Below are 14,631 nucleotides of genomic sequence, written 5' to 3'. Positions count from 1 at the left end.
CCTGCGGGTGAGCGGATTCTCCCACGGTAGCAGAACGGGAGAATCCTGCTTTACCGCCGGGCCGTCAGTCGGCCTGGGCCTGCAGCAGCCACTGGCCATCCACTTCGCGGGCCAGGCCGCTGGCAGGCAACAGCGCCAGCAGGCGTGCGTGCAGAGCGGCTTCGGTGAAGGTCTTGAGGGTGGTCAGGTCCAGGTTGCCGACCAGGTTGAGGTCGGCCTTGGTGTACGACAGCCAGGCCTTTTTCAGGGCTTGGGCGACGTCGCTACCGGAGGTGCTGGCGAAGCGGCGGTGCCACTGGCGGCCGTCGAAGGTGAAGGTGTGGGCGTGGCTGTAGATGCTTTGGTCGCCACCTTCGGTGCAGCGGTGGCAACGGCACGGGCCTTCGCCGAAGGCGTTGCGCAGGTAGCTGTTGAAGTCCACCACGGGCTTGAGGGACAGGCGTTTGTCGACCTCGAACAGGTCGGCGATAAGGGGTTCTTCGGCGCTCACTCTGGATCCTCGTGTGGTGTGGCTTGCATCGCCGGGCACCCTAACAGATCGGGCCCTTCAGATCACCTTTTGCAGGCCTGGCCTCTTCGCGGGTAAACCCGCTCCCACAGGTACAACACAGCCTTTGAATAATGTGTAGTCCCTGTGGGAGCGGGCGTGCCCGCGAAGAGGCCGGTAGAGACAATAGAGATCACCTGCCGTACTCTACGCGCCCATACGCCTACACACCCACAGAGGTAACCCCGCTTGAGCACCAAGTACCCGTACATCGCCACCATCACCATCAGCGCCGAAGACCGTGGCGGCGACACCGAAGCCTCGGAAAACCCCAACATGCGCGTTGGCCTGGAAGCGGTGACCGAAACGCTGAAGAAGGTGCATTTCGTCGGTACGCTCGCAGCCCCCGAAAAGAACGCCACGCACATCTGCGTGACCCTGGAAAACGGCCTGACCTACTACGGCCCGATCGTCAACGGCCAAGCCGAACTCGAAGGCGGCTGGATTGCCTTCGAGTCCGACATGCTCACCCCGCAGGAACTGGGTCTTTAAGCCCCGGTTGTCCTCAGGAGCCCAGCTCCACCAGGCACTGCTCGAGGATATCCAGGCCTTCCTCGAGCACTTCGGCCTCGATGGTCAGCGGTGCCAGCAGGCGGATGATGTGCCGCGCCTTGCCGCTGGGCATCAGCAGCAGGCCCTTGGCGCGTGCCGCTTCCATCACCTTGGCCAGTTGCGCCGGTGCCGGGCTGCCGTCGGCATTGACGAACTCGATTCCGCGCATGGCGCCGACGCCGGTCAGGCGGCCGATGAACGGGCTCAGGCCCGAGGCCTTCCAGCGCTCGAAGCGGCGCACGATTGCCTGCTCCTGGCGTTCACCCCAAGTAGCGACGTTCTCGTCGGTCATCTGCGCCAGGCTGGCCAGGGCCGCTGCGCAGGCAATCGGGTTGCCTGAATAGGTGCCACCCAGGCCGCCCTTGGGCAGCGCTGCCATCAACTCCTTGCGCCCGACCACCGCACCCAGCGGCATGCCGCCGGCAATGCTCTTGGCCAACAGCAGCAGGTCGGGTTCAAGCCCTAAGCGCGGGAAGGCGAAGCGCTGGCCGGTGCGGCCGAAGCCCGACTGGATCTCGTCGATGATGATCAGGATGCCGTGCTCGTCGCAGAAGCGGCGCAGGGCCTGGGCGAAGGTTGGGTCAAGGGCAAGGAACCCGCCTTCGCCCTGCACCGGCTCGAAGATGAACGCCGCCACATCCTCCACTGCCAGCTCGACGCTGAACAGGCGGTCCATGGCCTTGAGGGCCTGTTCGCAGGTGACCCCGGTGTCGGCGCTGGGGTAGGGCAGGTGGTACACCGGCCCCGGCAGTTCGCCGACCCGCTGCTTGTAAGGGGCGACCTTGCCGTTGAGGTTCAGGGTGGCCAGGGTGCGACCATGGAAGCCGCCGTCGAAGGCGATGATGGCGCGTTTGCCGGTGGCAGCGCGGGCCACTTTCAGGGCATTTTCCGCAGCCTCCGCGCCACTGTTGGTGAGCATCCCGGCCAAGGGGTAGCTGACCGGTACGAACTGGCTCAGTTGCTCCATCAGTGCCAGGTATGGGCCGTGCGGGGCTGCGTTGAATGCGTAGTGGGTCAGGCGAGCGGCCTGGGCCTGGATCGCCTCCACCACGGCCGGGTTGCAGTGGCCCAGGTTGAGTACGCCGATACCGCCGACGAAGTCGATGTAACGTTTGCCGTCGGTGTCCCATACTTCGGCATTACGGCCATGGGAAAGTGTGATCGGGTGAACGATGGCAATGGATTGGCTGATACTTTCCTGGTTCATGGGGCACGCGGACCTTGTTCGAGTTTCTTATTATCCAAGCGTGTTGGCGGGTTATTCCGCAAACGAATTATTCGATTGCGATCATTCCCTGGATTCTTGATCTTGGCTGATTTTGTATTGCTAGCACTGGCCTCTTCGCGGGTGAACCCGCTCCCACAGGTACGGCGCCACGCTTGAAAGCTGTGCGATCCCTGTGGGAGCGGGCAAGCCCGCGAAGTGGCCGCTACAGGCTGAATCAATCCCCCTCAGCCACCCGCTCCCGAATCCACTGCACGAAGGCCCGCACCTTGGGCACTTCGGCCGCATGCTCGGCATGGGCGATGAAGTGCCGGCCATTGCTCGCCACCGGGTGGTCCCAGGCCACCACCAGCTTGCCCTCGCTCAGCTCTTCGGCCACCAGGTAGCGCGGAATCAGAGCGATCCCGCAGCCGGCAATGGCCGCGCGGATGCACAGGTAGAACGTGTCGAAGCGCGGCCCGTGGTAGCTGTTCTGGCTATGCAACCCCAGCCCCAGGAACCATTCGTGCCAGGCCTCCGGGCGTGACACGCACTGCAACAGGCGGTGCTCGGTCAGCGCCTGGGCACTGTCGAAACGGTGGTTGGCCAGCAGCTGCGGGCTGCATACCGGCACCACCTCTTCGCTGAACAGCTCGATGCAGGTTGCCCCGGGCCAGGTGCCCTGGCCGAAGAAAAACGCAATGTCGGCCTTGGCCTGCACCAGGTCGAACGGCTCCAGCTCATTGCGAATATCCAGGTGAATACGCGGGTAGCGGTCGCCAAAACCCTTCAGCCGGGGCACCAGCCAGCGCGCGCCGAAGGTGGGCTGGGTGGCAATGCGCAGCACTTCGGTCTCGTCGCCGTAGCTGAGGATGTAACGGCTGGAAATGTCGATCTGGGTGAGGATCTTGTTCACTTCGGTGAGGTACAGCGCGCCGGCCGGGGTCAGGTGCAGGCGGCGGCGAATGCGCTGGAACAGCGAGTGCGACAGCATGTCTTCGAGCTGTGCCACCTGCTTGCTGACGGCGCTCTGGGTCAGGTGCAGTTCCTGGGCCGCGCGGGTGAAGCTGAGGTGGCGGGCGGCCGCTTCGAAGCACTGAAGGGCGGTGGTCGAAGGCATCAGGCGTTTGGACATGACGGGCAAATACCGAGCAAAAAAGGAAGGAGTTCATTCCGTAATGGAATCATGTGTTTCGAAAAGGTCGTTTGTTGACCCCGCCCTATAGATTAATACTGACCTGGATCAACGATTACAACCGGTCGTGCGAAGAGGAGGTCAGTACCCGCTTCCGGCATCTGCAAAACAACAACAACGAACATCAGAAATTTATAAGAATTCTGCTCCAGTCTTCAGCCGCTCCGCTGCGGCCGACCCATTCGAGGGTTCTTCATGGCTTCGCTACACAACAACAAACAGCGCTCCCTGCAGCACGGCCTGACGTCCCGTCAGGTATCCATGATCTCCATCGCCGGCATCATCGGCGCCGGCCTGTTCATCGGGTCCTCCAACGCCATCGCCACCGCCGGCCCGGCTATCCTCATCTCCTACGCCATGACCGGCCTGCTGGTCTTGCTGGTGATGCGCATGCTGGGTGAAATGGCCATCGCCAACCCAAACAGCGGCTCGTTCTCCACCTATGCCTCCGAAGCCATCGGCCCCTGGGCAGGCTTTACCATCGGCTGGCTGTACTGGTGGTTCTGGGTACTGATCATTCCGGTCGAGGCCATCGCCGGCGCCGATATCCTGCATGCCTATTTCCCTGACGTGCCGTCGTGGCTGTTCGCCTTCCTGATCATGCTGGTGCTGTCGGGTACCAACCTGATCAGCGTGAAGAACTTCGGTGCCTTCGAGTACTGGTTCGCGCTGGTCAAGGTGGTGGCGATCATCGCCTTCATCGTGGTCTGCAGCCTGGCAGTGTTCGGCGTCTGGCCGCTGGCCGAGGTGTCCGGGGTCAGCCGGTTGTGGGACAACGGCGGCTTCATGCCCAACGGTTTCGGCACCGTGCTCGGTGGCGTGCTGATCACCATCTTCTCGTTCTTCGGTGCCGAGATCGTCACCATTGCCGCTGACGAAACCGCCAACCCGAAAGACAAGATCCGCCGCGCCACCAACCTGGTGGTGTACCGCATCGCCATCTTTTACCTGGCGTCGATCTTCCTGGTGGTGTCGCTGGTGGCCTGGAACGACCCCGGGCTGAAAGCGGTGGGTTCGTTCCAGCGTGTGCTTGAGGTGCTGAACGTGCCGGGCGCCAAGCTGCTGGTGGATATCGTGGTGCTGGTGGCCGTGACCAGCTGCATGAACTCGGGCCTGTACACCGCGTCGCGCATGCTCTATTCGCTGGGTGCCCGCGGCCAGGCGCTGAGCGTTACCAAGCGTATTTCCGGCGCTGGCGTACCGACCGTGGCGGTCATCTTCTCGACCCTGGCCGGCTTTGCCGGGTGCTTCGTCAACTATGTGTTCCCGGGCAAGGTATTCGGCTTCCTGCTGTCCACCACCGGCGCCATCGCCTTGCTGGTGTACCTGGTGATTGCCGTGTCGCAGCTGCGCATGCGTGCCCGTGCCGAGCGTGAAGGGCGGCCGCTGGAGCTGAAGATGTGGCTGTTCCCGTGGCTGACCTGGCTGGTGATCGGCACCATCGTCATGGTGCTGGGCTACATGCTGTTCAGCGATGCCTACCGCTACGAGACACTGATGACCGCCGGGGTGACTGCGTTCATCCTGCTGGTTTCGCTGACCCAGCGGCGCGCCAGTGTGGCTACCCAGACGGCCTGATGTTTCTGCTTTAATGTGGGGGCGTTGCGCGCCCCCCATATCAATAAGCACAGGAAGCGTATGAACGACCATTCCCTTTCCCTCCAGGCCCTCGCCGCACCCGACGGCACTTGCTACGGCTGCGGTTGCTCCCACCCCAGCGGCCTGCACCTGCAAAGCCATTGGGACGCCGATGGCATCCATCTGGTGTGCCGGCACGCGCCCGACAGCACCTTCATCGGCTGGCCCGGCCTGGTCTACGGCGGGCTGCTGGCGATGCTGGTCGACTGCCACTCCAACTGGACGGCGATGGCTTACCACTACCGCAACGAAGGTCGCGAAGCGGGGAGCCTGCCGCGCATCGACTGTGTCACTGGCAGCCTTGGCCTGAACTACCTCAAGCCCACACCCATGGGCGTGGAACTGTTGCTCAAGGCGCGTGTGGAAGGTGAGGTCGGGCGCAAGACCCGGGTGATCTGCGAAGTCTGGGCCGGCGATGTGCTGACGGTGACCGCCGACTCGGTGTTCGTCCGCGTCGATACCGAAAAGCTCAAGCTCAAGGCCCACGGCCAAGCATGAGCCGACCGTGCTGAGGAGTGGTCGGTGATGGTCAGCGGTCGGGGATGTCTCTAGAGTGAGAGGTTCATTCCCCCAGGCAAGGTTGATCATGACCGATCTCAGTGCTTTCCCCATTACCCGCAAGTGGCCCGCAAAACACCCCGAACGCCTGCAGCTTTACTCGCTGCCTACGCCCAACGGCGTCAAGGTGTCGATCATGCTCGAAGAGATCGGCCTGGCCTATGAGCCGCACAAGGTCAGCTTCGACAACGATGACCAGCTGAGCCCCGAGTTCATTTCGCTCAGCGTCAACAACAAGATCCCCGCCATCCTCGACCCTAATGGCCCGGGTGGCCAGCCACTGCCGCTGTTCGAGTCGGGAGCGATCCTGCAGTACCTGGCGGAGAAGAGCGGCCAGTTGCTCAGCCAGGACCCGGCCCAGCGTTACCAGACCTTGCAGTGGCTGATGTTCCAGATGGGTGGCATCGGGCCAATGTTCGGCCAGGTGGGGTTCTTCCATTTCTTTGCTGGCAAGGAATACGAGGACAAGCGCCCGCGCGACCGTTATGTCAACGAGTCCAAGCGCCTGCTCGGGGTCCTGGACCGGCATCTGAAAGGCCGGGAATGGATGGTCGACGAGTACAGCATTGCCGATATCGCGATCTTCCCGTGGGTGCGTAACCTGGTCGAGCGTTACAACGCCCGTGATCTGGTCGGCTTCGAGCAGTTCAAGGAAGTGCAGCGGGTGCTGGCGGCATTCCTCGAGCGGCCAGCCGTGCAGCGCGGCCTGAAAATTCCAGGTTGAGTAGTTGACTCCGATCCTGTGGGAGCGGGTTTACCCGCGAATGCGATGTTGGGTTTACCGACGCATTCGCGGGTAAACCCGCTCCCACAGGGGACGGTGTACAGATTCAGAATATCTGGTGCAGCACCCAGTACAGGCTACCGGCCAAAAGCATCGCTGCCGGCAAGGTCAGCACCCAGGCCATCAGCAGGTTGACCAGCGTGCGCTTCTGAATCCCTGACCCGTTGGCCACCATGGTCCCGGCTACCCCGGAACTCAGCACATGGGTGGTCGACACCGGCAACCCGAACATGTCCGCCGCACCGATGGTGCACATTGCCACCACTTCAGCCGAAGCCCCCTGGGCATAGCTGAGGTGGGTCTTGCCGATTTTCTCGCCTACCGTTACCACGATACGCCGCCAACCGACCATGGTGCCCAGCCCCAGTGCGATGGCCACGGCCACTTTCACCCATAGTGGGATGTAGCGGGTGGCATCATCCAGCTGGGTCTTGAACAGCAGCAACTGGCTGCGTGTGCCTGCATCGAACCCTACCAGCTGGTTCTTCTCGATCAGGCGGATGGCTTCGCTGGTCAGGTACATGTCATTGCGCACGTTGGCCATGGCTTCGGCCGGTACCCGCTTGAGCGAGCCATAACCTTTGACCTCTTCGCCGATCATGCCGGTAAGCGCTGCCAGCGCCGGTATCAGTTGCGGGTTGGCCCGTGGCTCGGCAATGAACGTGGTCAGCACCTGGCGCGGGTCGGCCGGTGCCGCTTGCGGGTTGCTGCGCACCAGTGCCTGGCGGGTTACCTCGGCGACCGCGGAAAACTGCAAGGCTTGCTCATTGGGCATGGTCTTGTTCAGTGCGTAAGCCATCGGCAGGGTACCAACCAGAATCAGCATGATAAGGCCCATGCCTTTCTGGCCGTCATTGGAGCCGTGGGCAAAGGACACCCCGGTGCAGGTCAGGATCAGCACGCCACGGATCCACCATGGCGGAGGTGTCTGGCCTTCCGGCGCCTGGTACAGCGCCTTGCGCTTGACCAGCGCGCGCAGGGCCAGCAGCAATAGCGCGGCACAGGCAAAGCCGATCAGTGGCGAGAACAGCAGGGCATAACCGACCTTGCTGGCCTGGGCCCAGTCCACGCCACTGGTGCCGTCGCGCCCGTGCATCAGCGCATTGGCCACGCCCACGCCGATGATCGAACCGATCAGGGTGTGCGAGGATGAGGCCGGCAGGCCCAGCCACCAGGTGCCAAGGTTCCAGATGATCGCCGCCAGCAGCAGGGCGAAGACCATGGCGAAGCCGGCCGAGGAACCAACCTGCAGAATCAGCTCCACCGGCAGCAGGGCGATGATGCCGAACGCCACCGCGCCGCTGGAAAGCAGCACCCCGAGGAAGTTGCACAGCCCGGACCAGACCACTGCGACCGGTGCCGGCAACGAGTGGGTGTAGATGACGGTGGCCACTGCGTTGGCGGTGTCATGGAAGCCATTGACGAACTCGAAGCCCAGGGCAATCAGCAACGCCAGGCCCAGCAGCAGGAATGGCGTAACCGTGGTGATTACCGTACCGCTGGCCGCCACGTCCTGCTTCAGGCTCCAGGCGGTATAGGCAATGCCGGCCAGCAGCAGGCCGAAGAACAACACCAGGGTGGCACGCCCGGGTTTGTGGGCAAGTTGCGGGCGGGCATCGCGTTGAGCCAGTTGCGGCAGGCTGGCCAGTGAAGGGGTTGCCATGGTGGCTCCGGTTGGAGTGGGCAAGGGTGCCGAAGGCCTTGAGCATAGAAACAATTCGTAACCCGGCCGTGACCTCGATCAATGATTTATCTAGGCTCAAGACGGACGGTAGTGGCAGGAGAAGCCCATGATTCGCTGCAAGCGTGTCTACGATGCGGTTGAGCAAGACGACGGCCAGCGCGTGCTGGTTGATCGCCTGTGGCCGCGTAACAAACGCAAGGACGACCTGCACGGGCAGTGGTTGCGCGAAGTTGCACCCTCTGATGAGTTGCGCAAGGCATTTCACCAGGGAGAAGTGGATTTCGCCGGCTTCACCCAGCGTTACCGGCAGGAGCTGGCGGCGCACCCCGAGCACTGGTACCCGCTGCTCGATCTGGCCGGAAAGGGCACGCTGACATTGCTTTATGCGGGCAAGGATACTGAGCACAACAATGCCCAGGTGCTGGCCGAATGGCTGGAGGACGAACTGGATCGCCGTGGGCCCGGCAGTTCGCCCGTGTGCTACGCCCAATGATTGGTATTCGTTGTGCTGGCCCTATCGCCGGCAAGCCAGCTCCCACAGGTACGGCGCTGCCTTCAAGGCTATCGTTGTAACTGTGGGAGCTGGCTTGCCGGCGATAGGGCCGGGCCTGGCAAACCGAAGAGTCCGAAATGTGATGTCCCTGAAACTGACCCCCGCCAACGACACCCACCGCACCTTCGCCCGCGACCTCACGCGCCGCGCCATGCTGCCGTACTACCGCGAATACGACCTGCTGTGGCTAGAGGAAGCCTTCGACGAAGCCTGGGGCTGGCGCGAGCAATGGCTGGTGACCGAAGGCGACGCCGTGCTCGGCTTCTGCAGCCTCAGCCAGGACCGCCAGGCGCTGTTCATTCGCGAGTTGCATCTGCTACCCGAGCACCGTGGGCGTGGGGTGGGCAGCTGGGTGCTGGAGCAGTTGGCACTGTGGGCCCGCCAGCGGCACCTGCCGCTGCTGCGGCTGATGGTGTTTCGCAGCAACCCGGCGCGCGTGCTCTACCAACGCCACGGCTTCGTCGAAATGGGCGAGGACGAATGCTTTGTGCGCATGCAGCGCACGATCGACTAATAGCTTAATGATGGCTTGTCGCGACTGGTGAGCATCGGCATAGTGAACCCAGGCGTTCACGGCTGCCTGCTGGCGGGTAGGCCGTACATGATTGTGATCAGGGACAAGGAGAACCCCATGAATGGAATCGGTCCGCGGCTGCGGGAAGAGCGAGAACGCCTGGGGATGACCCAGCGCGTGTTTGGCGATATCGGCGGGGTCGAACCCAATGCCCAAGGCAAATACGAGAGTGGTGAGCGTTCGCCGCGGGTCGACTACCTGGCGGCTTTGGCAGCCAGGGGCGTGGATGCACTTTATGTGCTCAGCGGCACCCGCACCCCCGTACCGCTCGAGGGGCTGAGCACCGATGAGTCCGGTTTGCTGGGGGCTTTCCGGCAGTTGTCATGCGACGACCAAGCGGCCCTTTGGCACTTGTTGCGGCGTTTGACCAACAACGACAAATCCCGGCAGACAATGAGGCCGCTTACGGTTGAACGTCAGGCGTTTCTTACGGAAGGAATGCGTTAGGTCCGCCGTGAAAAATTTTGTTAAGGTGGCAGGATCCAATCGCCCTGCTGACGAGGTGTGTGCTTGATTAGGGTCTTAGTGGTCGACGATCACGATCTGGTACGAACCGGTATTACACGCATGCTTGCCGACATCGATGGTCTGCAGGTGGTGGGCGAAGGTGATTCGGGTGAATCGGCACTCAAGCTGGCCCGTGAGCTGAAGCCGGATGTGGTGCTGATGGACGTGAAAATGCCTGGCATCGGTGGCCTGGAGGCAACCCGCAAGCTGCTGCGCAGCCACCCGGACATCAAGGTGGTTGCCGTGACCGTGTGCGAGGAAGACCCGTTCCCCACGCGCCTGCTGCAGGCCGGTGCTGCTGGCTACCTGACCAAAGGCGCCGGCCTTGACGAAATGGTCCAGGCCATCCGCCTGGCCTTCGCCGGCCAGCGCTACATCAGCCCGCAGATTGCCCAGCAGATGGCGTTGAAACCCTTCCAGCCGCAGGGTTCGCCGTTCGATGCCTTGTCGGAACGGGAAATCCAGATTGCCCTGATGATCGTCGGCTGCCAGAAAGTGCAGATCATCTCAGACAAGTTGTGCCTCTCGCCCAAGACCGTCAATACTTACCGTTATCGGATCTTTGAAAAACTCTCGGTTACCAGCGACGTCGAACTGACCTTGCTGGCCGTTCGCCACGGCATGGTCGACGCAAGCCTGTAAAACCTCATGTCCCAAGTTTTCGATGCCAGCGCATTCCTGGCTACCTGCAGTGGTCGCCCGGGCGTCTACCGGATGTTCGACGGCGAAGCCCGGCTGCTTTACGTGGGCAAGGCCAAGAACCTCAAGAAGCGCCTGGCCAGCTATTTCCGCAAGACCGGCCTGGCGCCCAAGACCGCCGCGCTGGTGGCCCGCATCGCCCAGGTCGAAACCACCATCACCGCCAACGAAACCGAGGCGTTGCTGCTGGAACAGAACCTGATCAAGGAATGGCGGCCGCCGTACAACATCCTGCTGCGCGATGACAAATCCTACCCCTACGTGTTCCTTTCCGACGGCGAGTTCCCGCGGCTGGGCATCCACCGTGGGGCGAAGAAGGCCAAGGGCCGCTACTTTGGCCCGTACCCCAGCGCCGGAGCCATTCGCGAAAGCCTCAGCCTGCTGCAGAAGGCCTTTTCGGTGCGTCAGTGCGAAGACAGCTATTACGCCAACCGCACCCGGCCATGCCTGCAGTACCAGATCAAGCGCTGCAAAGGGCCCTGCACGGGCCTGGTGACCGCCGAGGAATATGCCGAGGACGTGCGCCACTCGGTGATGTTCCTCGAAGGGCGTAGCCAGCAACTGGGCAACGAGCTCAATGCCGAGATGGAGAAGGCCGCCATGGCCCTCAATTTCGAAAAGGCCGCCGAGTTGCGCGACCAGATCGCCTTGTTGCGCCGGGTCCAGGACCAGCAGTACATCGAAGGCGGCAGCGGCGATGTCGACGTTGTCGCCGCCTTCGTCAACCCTGGTGGCGCCTGCGTGCACCTGATCAGCGTACGCGGCGGGCGGGTGCTGGGCAGCAAGAACTTCTTCCCGCAGGTAGGTATCGAGGAGGAGGTGGCCGAAGTGATGGCCGCGTTCCTTTCCCAGTACTACCTGGGCAATGCCGAGCGCGAATTGCCGGGCGAACTGATCGTCAACGTGGTGCATGAAGACTTCGCAGCCATCAGCGAAGCCCTGCACACCCTGCGTGGCCGCGAGCTGACCATCAGCCACCGGGTACGCGGTACCCGCGCCCGCTGGCAGCAGCTGGCGGTGACCAACGCCGAGCAGGCGCTCAATGCCCGCCTGGCCAACCGCCAGCACATGGCCGCACGTTTCGAGGCCTTGGCCGAGGTACTGGGCCTGGACGAGGTGCCGCAGCGCCTGGAGTGCTACGACATCAGCCATTCCAGCGGCGAAGCCACCGTGGCCAGTTGCGTGGTATTCGGCCCCGAAGGCCCGCTCAAGTCCGACTACCGCCGCTTCAACATCGAAGGCGTCACCGGCGGTGACGACTACGCCGCCATGCACCAGGCCCTGACCCGCCGTTACGGGCGCATCAAGGACGGCGAGGGCAAGCTGCCCGACGTGCTGCTGGTGGACGGCGGCAAAGGCCAGCTGAACATGGCCCGTGACGTAATGCAGGAGCTGGGCTTCAGCGACCTGACCCTGCTTGGCGTGGCCAAGGGCGTGACGCGCAAGGCCGGTTTCGAAACCCTGTACCTGAACGACGTGCACCATGAGTTTACCCTCAAGGGCGACTCACCGGCCTTGCACCTGATCCAGCAGATCCGTGACGAGGCCCACCGTTTCGCCATCACCGGCCACCGCGCCCGCCGTGGCAAGGCCCGCCGGGTGTCCAGCCTGGAGGATGTGGCCGGGGTAGGGCCCAAGCGCCGGCGCGACCTGCTGAAACATTTCGGCGGCCTGCAGGAGCTCAACCGCGCCAGTATCGATGAAATCGCCAAAGCGCCCGGCATCAGTAAAAAGCTTGCCGAGTCGATTTATGCCAGCCTGCATAGCGAGTAGAATGCGGGCTCAACTTGCGGCCAGTCGTACCGATGAATATTCCAAACCTGCTCACCGTTCTACGCGTCCTGCTCATCCCGATCTTCATCCTGCTGTTCTATATGCCCTATCACTGGAGCTATATGGCCGCCAGCAGCGTGTTTGCCGTTGCCGCCGCCACCGACTGGCTGGACGGCTACCTGGCGCGTCGCCTGCAGCAGAGCACGCCGTTCGGTGCGTTTCTCGACCCAGTGGCCGACAAGCTGATGGTGGCGGTGGCCCTGGTGCTGCTGGTGCAAACCCACGCCAACTTCTGGCTGACCCTGCCGGCTGCGGTGATCATCGGCCGCGAGATCGTGGTATCGGCGTTGCGCGAGTGGATGGCCGAGCTGGGCGCGCGGGCGCATGTGGCGGTGTCCAACCTTGGCAAGTGGAAAACCGCGGCGCAGATGCTGGCGCTGGTGATCCTGCTGGCCAACCCGCCGGCGGTGACCTTCTGGGTAATCCTCGGCTACGCGCTGCTGCTGGTGGCGGCGGGGCTGACCCTGTGGTCGATGGTGCACTACCTGCTGGCTGCTTGGCCGCACCTGCGCGAAGGCTCTGAGCAGAAGTAAAAGTTTTTTTGAATCAAGGGGTTGACGCCGTTTTGGAAATCGCTAGAATGGCACCCATCACGACGCGGGAATAGCTCAGTTGGTAGAGCACGACCTTGCCAAGGTCGGGGTCGCGAGTTCGAGTCTCGTTTCCCGCTCCAATTATCGATCTACAGAGTTCCATGGAAGTCTGTAAGTCCTTGAAAATAGACGCTTCGGCGTCTTTTTTCGTTCCAGCGCAGTCTGCCTGAATCCACCAGCAGCCACGAAATTTAAGTACATTTTTAAGTACAGCGATTCCGGGTAGTTGGCGTAGCGGATTGATGGCTGAGCTGGGCCTTGGGCATCGATATACATCTCCTCGACCTTACGAGACCGGGAGATGTACACATGCCATTGACCGATACCGCTGTCCGCCAGGCAAAGCCGACCGGCAAGAACTACACCCTCAAAGACACCGCTGGCCTTGCACTGTTCGTCGGTGCCAAGGGCGCCAAGCAGTGGCACTTTCGTTTCTATTGGTTGGGCAAGCAGGCCCGGATCTCGATGGGCGTCTACCCGGCCGTCAGCCTCAAGGAGGCCAGGGAGGCGCGGGACCAGGCGCGTGCATTGGTGGCCCAGGGTGTCGATCCCCGCGCCAACCGCCGTGAGGCCCGCCTGGCAGCCTGCTCTGCGTCCGAGAACGCCTTTCGCGCCGTCTACGACGACTGGTACGTCTTCAGGGCTTTGAGCCTCAAGCGTGGCCGGCAGAGCACGCTGGAGCAGATCGAGCGGCATTTTACGAAAGACATCCTGCCTTGGCTGGGCGATCTACCGATCATCGAGGTGTCTCGCCAGCATGTGCTGGAAGTGCTGCGCAAGATCGAGCGGCGCAAGGCGATGACCACTGCCGAGAAATGCCGCACGTGGCTGAACCAACTGTTCCGCTACGCCATGGTTGAGAAGGGGCTGGCCAGCAACCCGGCCGCAGACCTGGATATCGTGGCACTGCCCAAGCCCAAGGTGCGCCACAACCCCCACCTGCGTATGGCGGATCTGCCGGCGTTCCTGCGCAAGGTCAGCGCCTACGGCGGGCATGCCAATACGGTGTGGGGTATCCGCTTGTTGCTGCTGACGGGGGTTCGTACTGGGGAGTTGCGCGCCGCCACGCCTGAGCAGTTCGACCTTGAGCGTGGGCTGTGGATCATCCCGTCCGAGATCGTGAAGCAGTTGCAGGTGCGGGAGCGCCGCGAGAGCGAGGAAATCCCGCCCTACATCGTGCCGCTCTCCTGGCAGGCCATCGAAATAGTGAAGGCCCTTCTGGCGGCCAAATTGCCGAGCAATCGGCATTTGCTGCCCCACCGAAGCCGGCCCAAGGACAGTATCAGTGAGAACACCCTGAACACGGCCCTGCAGCGCATGGGTTACAAGGGCCGACTGACGGGCCATGGCATCCGCGGCACGCTCTCCACGGCGTTGAATGAACTGGGGTACGAGCAGAAGTGGATCGATGCGCAGCTTTCCCATGCCGACCCCAACCAGGTGCGGCGCTCCTACAACCACGCCGAGTACGTGGAGCAGCGCCGGGGCATGATGCAGGATTGGGCGGATCGGCTGGATTGTTGGGAGGCTGGTTTGCCACAGCCGGCACGGCCGGTGGCGGAGGCTTCGCAGGACTTGGGGTTTATCGCTGCGCTGTTGAAGTCGGCGGCAGAGCAGGGGTTGTCGCTACCTCGAACACCTGCAGTGGCTGCTTGAATGATGGGGCAAAGGATCCCCGATGTGAATCGCCCCTGGTTTCGTAGACACCTC

General features: G+C 62.7%; 15 protein-coding genes and 1 tRNA gene. 12 read left to right on the top strand and 4 right to left on the bottom strand.

Annotated elements, in window-relative coordinates:
- Window positions 1–64: 64 nt before the first annotated feature.
- On the bottom strand, window positions 65–490 hold the full coding sequence (locus tag R9B85_RS03790; RefSeq protein WP_112252922.1) for a hypothetical protein: 426 nt from the start codon (window positions 488–490) through the stop codon (window positions 65–67).
- A 246-nt stretch (window positions 491–736) separates the two neighbouring features.
- Between R9B85_RS03790 and R9B85_RS03785 the strand changes: the two genes are divergently transcribed.
- Window positions 737–1,039 carry a hypothetical protein gene (locus tag R9B85_RS03785; RefSeq protein WP_112252921.1) on the top strand — a complete coding sequence of 101 codons (303 nt, stop codon included), beginning with the start codon at window positions 737–739 and terminating at the stop codon, window positions 1,037–1,039.
- Window positions 1,040–1,052: 13 nt separating this feature from the next.
- On the opposite strand, the gene R9B85_RS03780 is transcribed toward R9B85_RS03785, so the two are convergent.
- Together R9B85_RS03780 and gcvA are read right to left on the bottom strand one after the other, a co-directional pair.
- Window positions 1,053–2,306 carry a 2-aminoadipate transaminase gene (locus R9B85_RS03780; protein ID WP_112252920.1) on the bottom strand — a complete coding sequence of 418 codons (1,254 nt, stop codon included), beginning with the start codon at window positions 2,304–2,306 and terminating at the stop codon, window positions 1,053–1,055.
- Window positions 2,307–2,541: 235 nt separating this feature from the next.
- Window positions 2,542–3,438 carry a transcriptional regulator GcvA gene (gcvA, locus tag R9B85_RS03775; protein WP_015271044.1) on the bottom strand — a complete coding sequence of 299 codons (897 nt, stop codon included), beginning with the start codon at window positions 3,436–3,438 and terminating at the stop codon, window positions 2,542–2,544.
- Window positions 3,439–3,693: 255 nt separating this feature from the next.
- Here gcvA and R9B85_RS03770 point away from each other — a divergent pair, with 255 nt between their 5' ends.
- The 3 genes from R9B85_RS03770 (at window position 3,694) to R9B85_RS03760 (ending at window position 6,418) form a co-directional block, all read left to right on the top strand.
- Window positions 3,694–5,076, top strand: coding sequence for an amino acid permease (locus tag R9B85_RS03770; RefSeq protein ID WP_112252919.1), 1,383 nt, complete (start codon window positions 3,694–3,696; stop codon window positions 5,074–5,076).
- Window positions 5,077–5,136: 60 nt separating this feature from the next.
- The gene (locus R9B85_RS03765) at window positions 5,137–5,634 is read left to right on the top strand and encodes a PaaI family thioesterase (protein WP_112252918.1); all 498 of its coding nucleotides are present in this window, start codon (window positions 5,137–5,139) and stop codon (window positions 5,632–5,634) included.
- A gap of 88 nt (window positions 5,635–5,722) precedes the next feature.
- The gene (locus tag R9B85_RS03760; protein WP_112252917.1) at window positions 5,723–6,418 is read left to right on the top strand and encodes a glutathione S-transferase N-terminal domain-containing protein; all 696 of its coding nucleotides are present in this window, start codon (window positions 5,723–5,725) and stop codon (window positions 6,416–6,418) included.
- 106 nt (window positions 6,419–6,524) lie between these two features.
- On the opposite strand, the gene R9B85_RS03755 is transcribed toward R9B85_RS03760, so the two are convergent.
- Window positions 6,525–8,141: an inorganic phosphate transporter gene (locus R9B85_RS03755; RefSeq protein ID WP_313855630.1), complete on the bottom strand. Its 1,617-nt coding sequence runs from the start codon at window positions 8,139–8,141 to the stop codon at window positions 6,525–6,527.
- 127 nt (window positions 8,142–8,268) lie between these two features.
- On the opposite strand from R9B85_RS03755, the gene R9B85_RS03750 reads away from it, so the two are divergent.
- The 8 genes from R9B85_RS03750 (at window position 8,269) to R9B85_RS03715 (ending at window position 14,577) form a co-directional block, all read left to right on the top strand.
- Window positions 8,269–8,655, top strand: coding sequence for a DUF488 domain-containing protein (locus R9B85_RS03750; RefSeq protein WP_207877756.1), 387 nt, complete (start codon window positions 8,269–8,271; stop codon window positions 8,653–8,655).
- A 142-nt stretch (window positions 8,656–8,797) separates the two neighbouring features.
- Window positions 8,798–9,229 (top strand): GNAT family N-acetyltransferase, encoded by a 432-nt coding sequence (locus tag R9B85_RS03745; protein WP_075045798.1) that lies wholly within the window; start codon window positions 8,798–8,800, stop codon window positions 9,227–9,229.
- Between the two features lie 117 nt (window positions 9,230–9,346).
- Window positions 9,347–9,736 carry a helix-turn-helix domain-containing protein gene (locus R9B85_RS03740; protein ID WP_112253242.1) on the top strand — a complete coding sequence of 130 codons (390 nt, stop codon included), beginning with the start codon at window positions 9,347–9,349 and terminating at the stop codon, window positions 9,734–9,736.
- A 63-nt stretch (window positions 9,737–9,799) separates the two neighbouring features.
- Entirely contained in the window at window positions 9,800–10,438 is a 639-nt protein-coding gene (gacA, locus tag R9B85_RS03735) for a response regulator transcription factor GacA (RefSeq protein WP_112252913.1), read from the top strand.
- 6 nt (window positions 10,439–10,444) lie between these two features.
- Window positions 10,445–12,268, top strand: coding sequence for an excinuclease ABC subunit UvrC (gene uvrC / locus R9B85_RS03730; protein WP_252378244.1), 1,824 nt, complete (start codon window positions 10,445–10,447; stop codon window positions 12,266–12,268).
- A 32-nt stretch (window positions 12,269–12,300) separates the two neighbouring features.
- On the top strand, window positions 12,301–12,861 hold the full coding sequence (gene pgsA / locus R9B85_RS03725; RefSeq protein WP_015271035.1) for a CDP-diacylglycerol--glycerol-3-phosphate 3-phosphatidyltransferase: 561 nt from the start codon (window positions 12,301–12,303) through the stop codon (window positions 12,859–12,861).
- A gap of 64 nt (window positions 12,862–12,925) precedes the next feature.
- A tRNA-Gly gene (locus tag R9B85_RS03720) sits at window positions 12,926–13,001 on the top strand.
- 229 nt (window positions 13,002–13,230) lie between these two features.
- Window positions 13,231–14,577 carry a tyrosine-type recombinase/integrase gene (locus tag R9B85_RS03715; protein WP_423770850.1) on the top strand — a complete coding sequence of 449 codons (1,347 nt, stop codon included), beginning with the start codon at window positions 13,231–13,233 and terminating at the stop codon, window positions 14,575–14,577.
- Window positions 14,578–14,631 lie beyond the last annotated feature (54 nt).

The organism is Pseudomonas sp. NLJ1, from assembly GCF_049486705.1.
Taxonomy (GTDB): domain Bacteria; phylum Pseudomonadota; class Gammaproteobacteria; order Pseudomonadales; family Pseudomonadaceae; genus Aquipseudomonas; species Aquipseudomonas inefficax.
This window is presented reverse-complemented; position numbering and strand designations above follow the sequence as displayed.

Excerpts from the sequence above, each read along its gene's own strand:
- gcvA (WP_015271044.1), bottom strand. The coding sequence starts at position 3,438 with ATGTCCAAACGCCTGATGCCTTCGACCACCGCCCTTCAGTGCTTCGAA.
- R9B85_RS03750 (WP_207877756.1), top strand. The coding sequence starts at position 8,269 with ATGATTCGCTGCAAGCGTGTCTACGATGCGGTTGAGCAAGACGACGGC.
- R9B85_RS03715 (WP_423770850.1), top strand. The coding sequence starts at position 13,231 with ATGCCATTGACCGATACCGCTGTCCGCCAGGCAAAGCCGACCGGCAAG.
- R9B85_RS03740 (WP_112253242.1), top strand. The coding sequence starts at position 9,347 with ATGAATGGAATCGGTCCGCGGCTGCGGGAAGAGCGAGAACGCCTGGGG.
- R9B85_RS03765 (WP_112252918.1), top strand. The coding sequence starts at position 5,137 with ATGAACGACCATTCCCTTTCCCTCCAGGCCCTCGCCGCACCCGACGGC.
- pgsA (WP_015271035.1), top strand. The coding sequence starts at position 12,301 with ATGAATATTCCAAACCTGCTCACCGTTCTACGCGTCCTGCTCATCCCG.
- R9B85_RS03780 (WP_112252920.1), bottom strand. The coding sequence starts at position 2,306 with ATGAACCAGGAAAGTATCAGCCAATCCATTGCCATCGTTCACCCGATC.
- R9B85_RS03755 (WP_313855630.1), bottom strand. The coding sequence starts at position 8,141 with ATGGCAACCCCTTCACTGGCCAGCCTGCCGCAACTGGCTCAACGCGAT.
- uvrC (WP_252378244.1), top strand. The coding sequence starts at position 10,445 with ATGTCCCAAGTTTTCGATGCCAGCGCATTCCTGGCTACCTGCAGTGGT.
- R9B85_RS03745 (WP_075045798.1), top strand. The coding sequence starts at position 8,798 with ATGTCCCTGAAACTGACCCCCGCCAACGACACCCACCGCACCTTCGCC.
- R9B85_RS03760 (WP_112252917.1), top strand. The coding sequence starts at position 5,723 with ATGACCGATCTCAGTGCTTTCCCCATTACCCGCAAGTGGCCCGCAAAA.
- R9B85_RS03770 (WP_112252919.1), top strand. The coding sequence starts at position 3,694 with ATGGCTTCGCTACACAACAACAAACAGCGCTCCCTGCAGCACGGCCTG.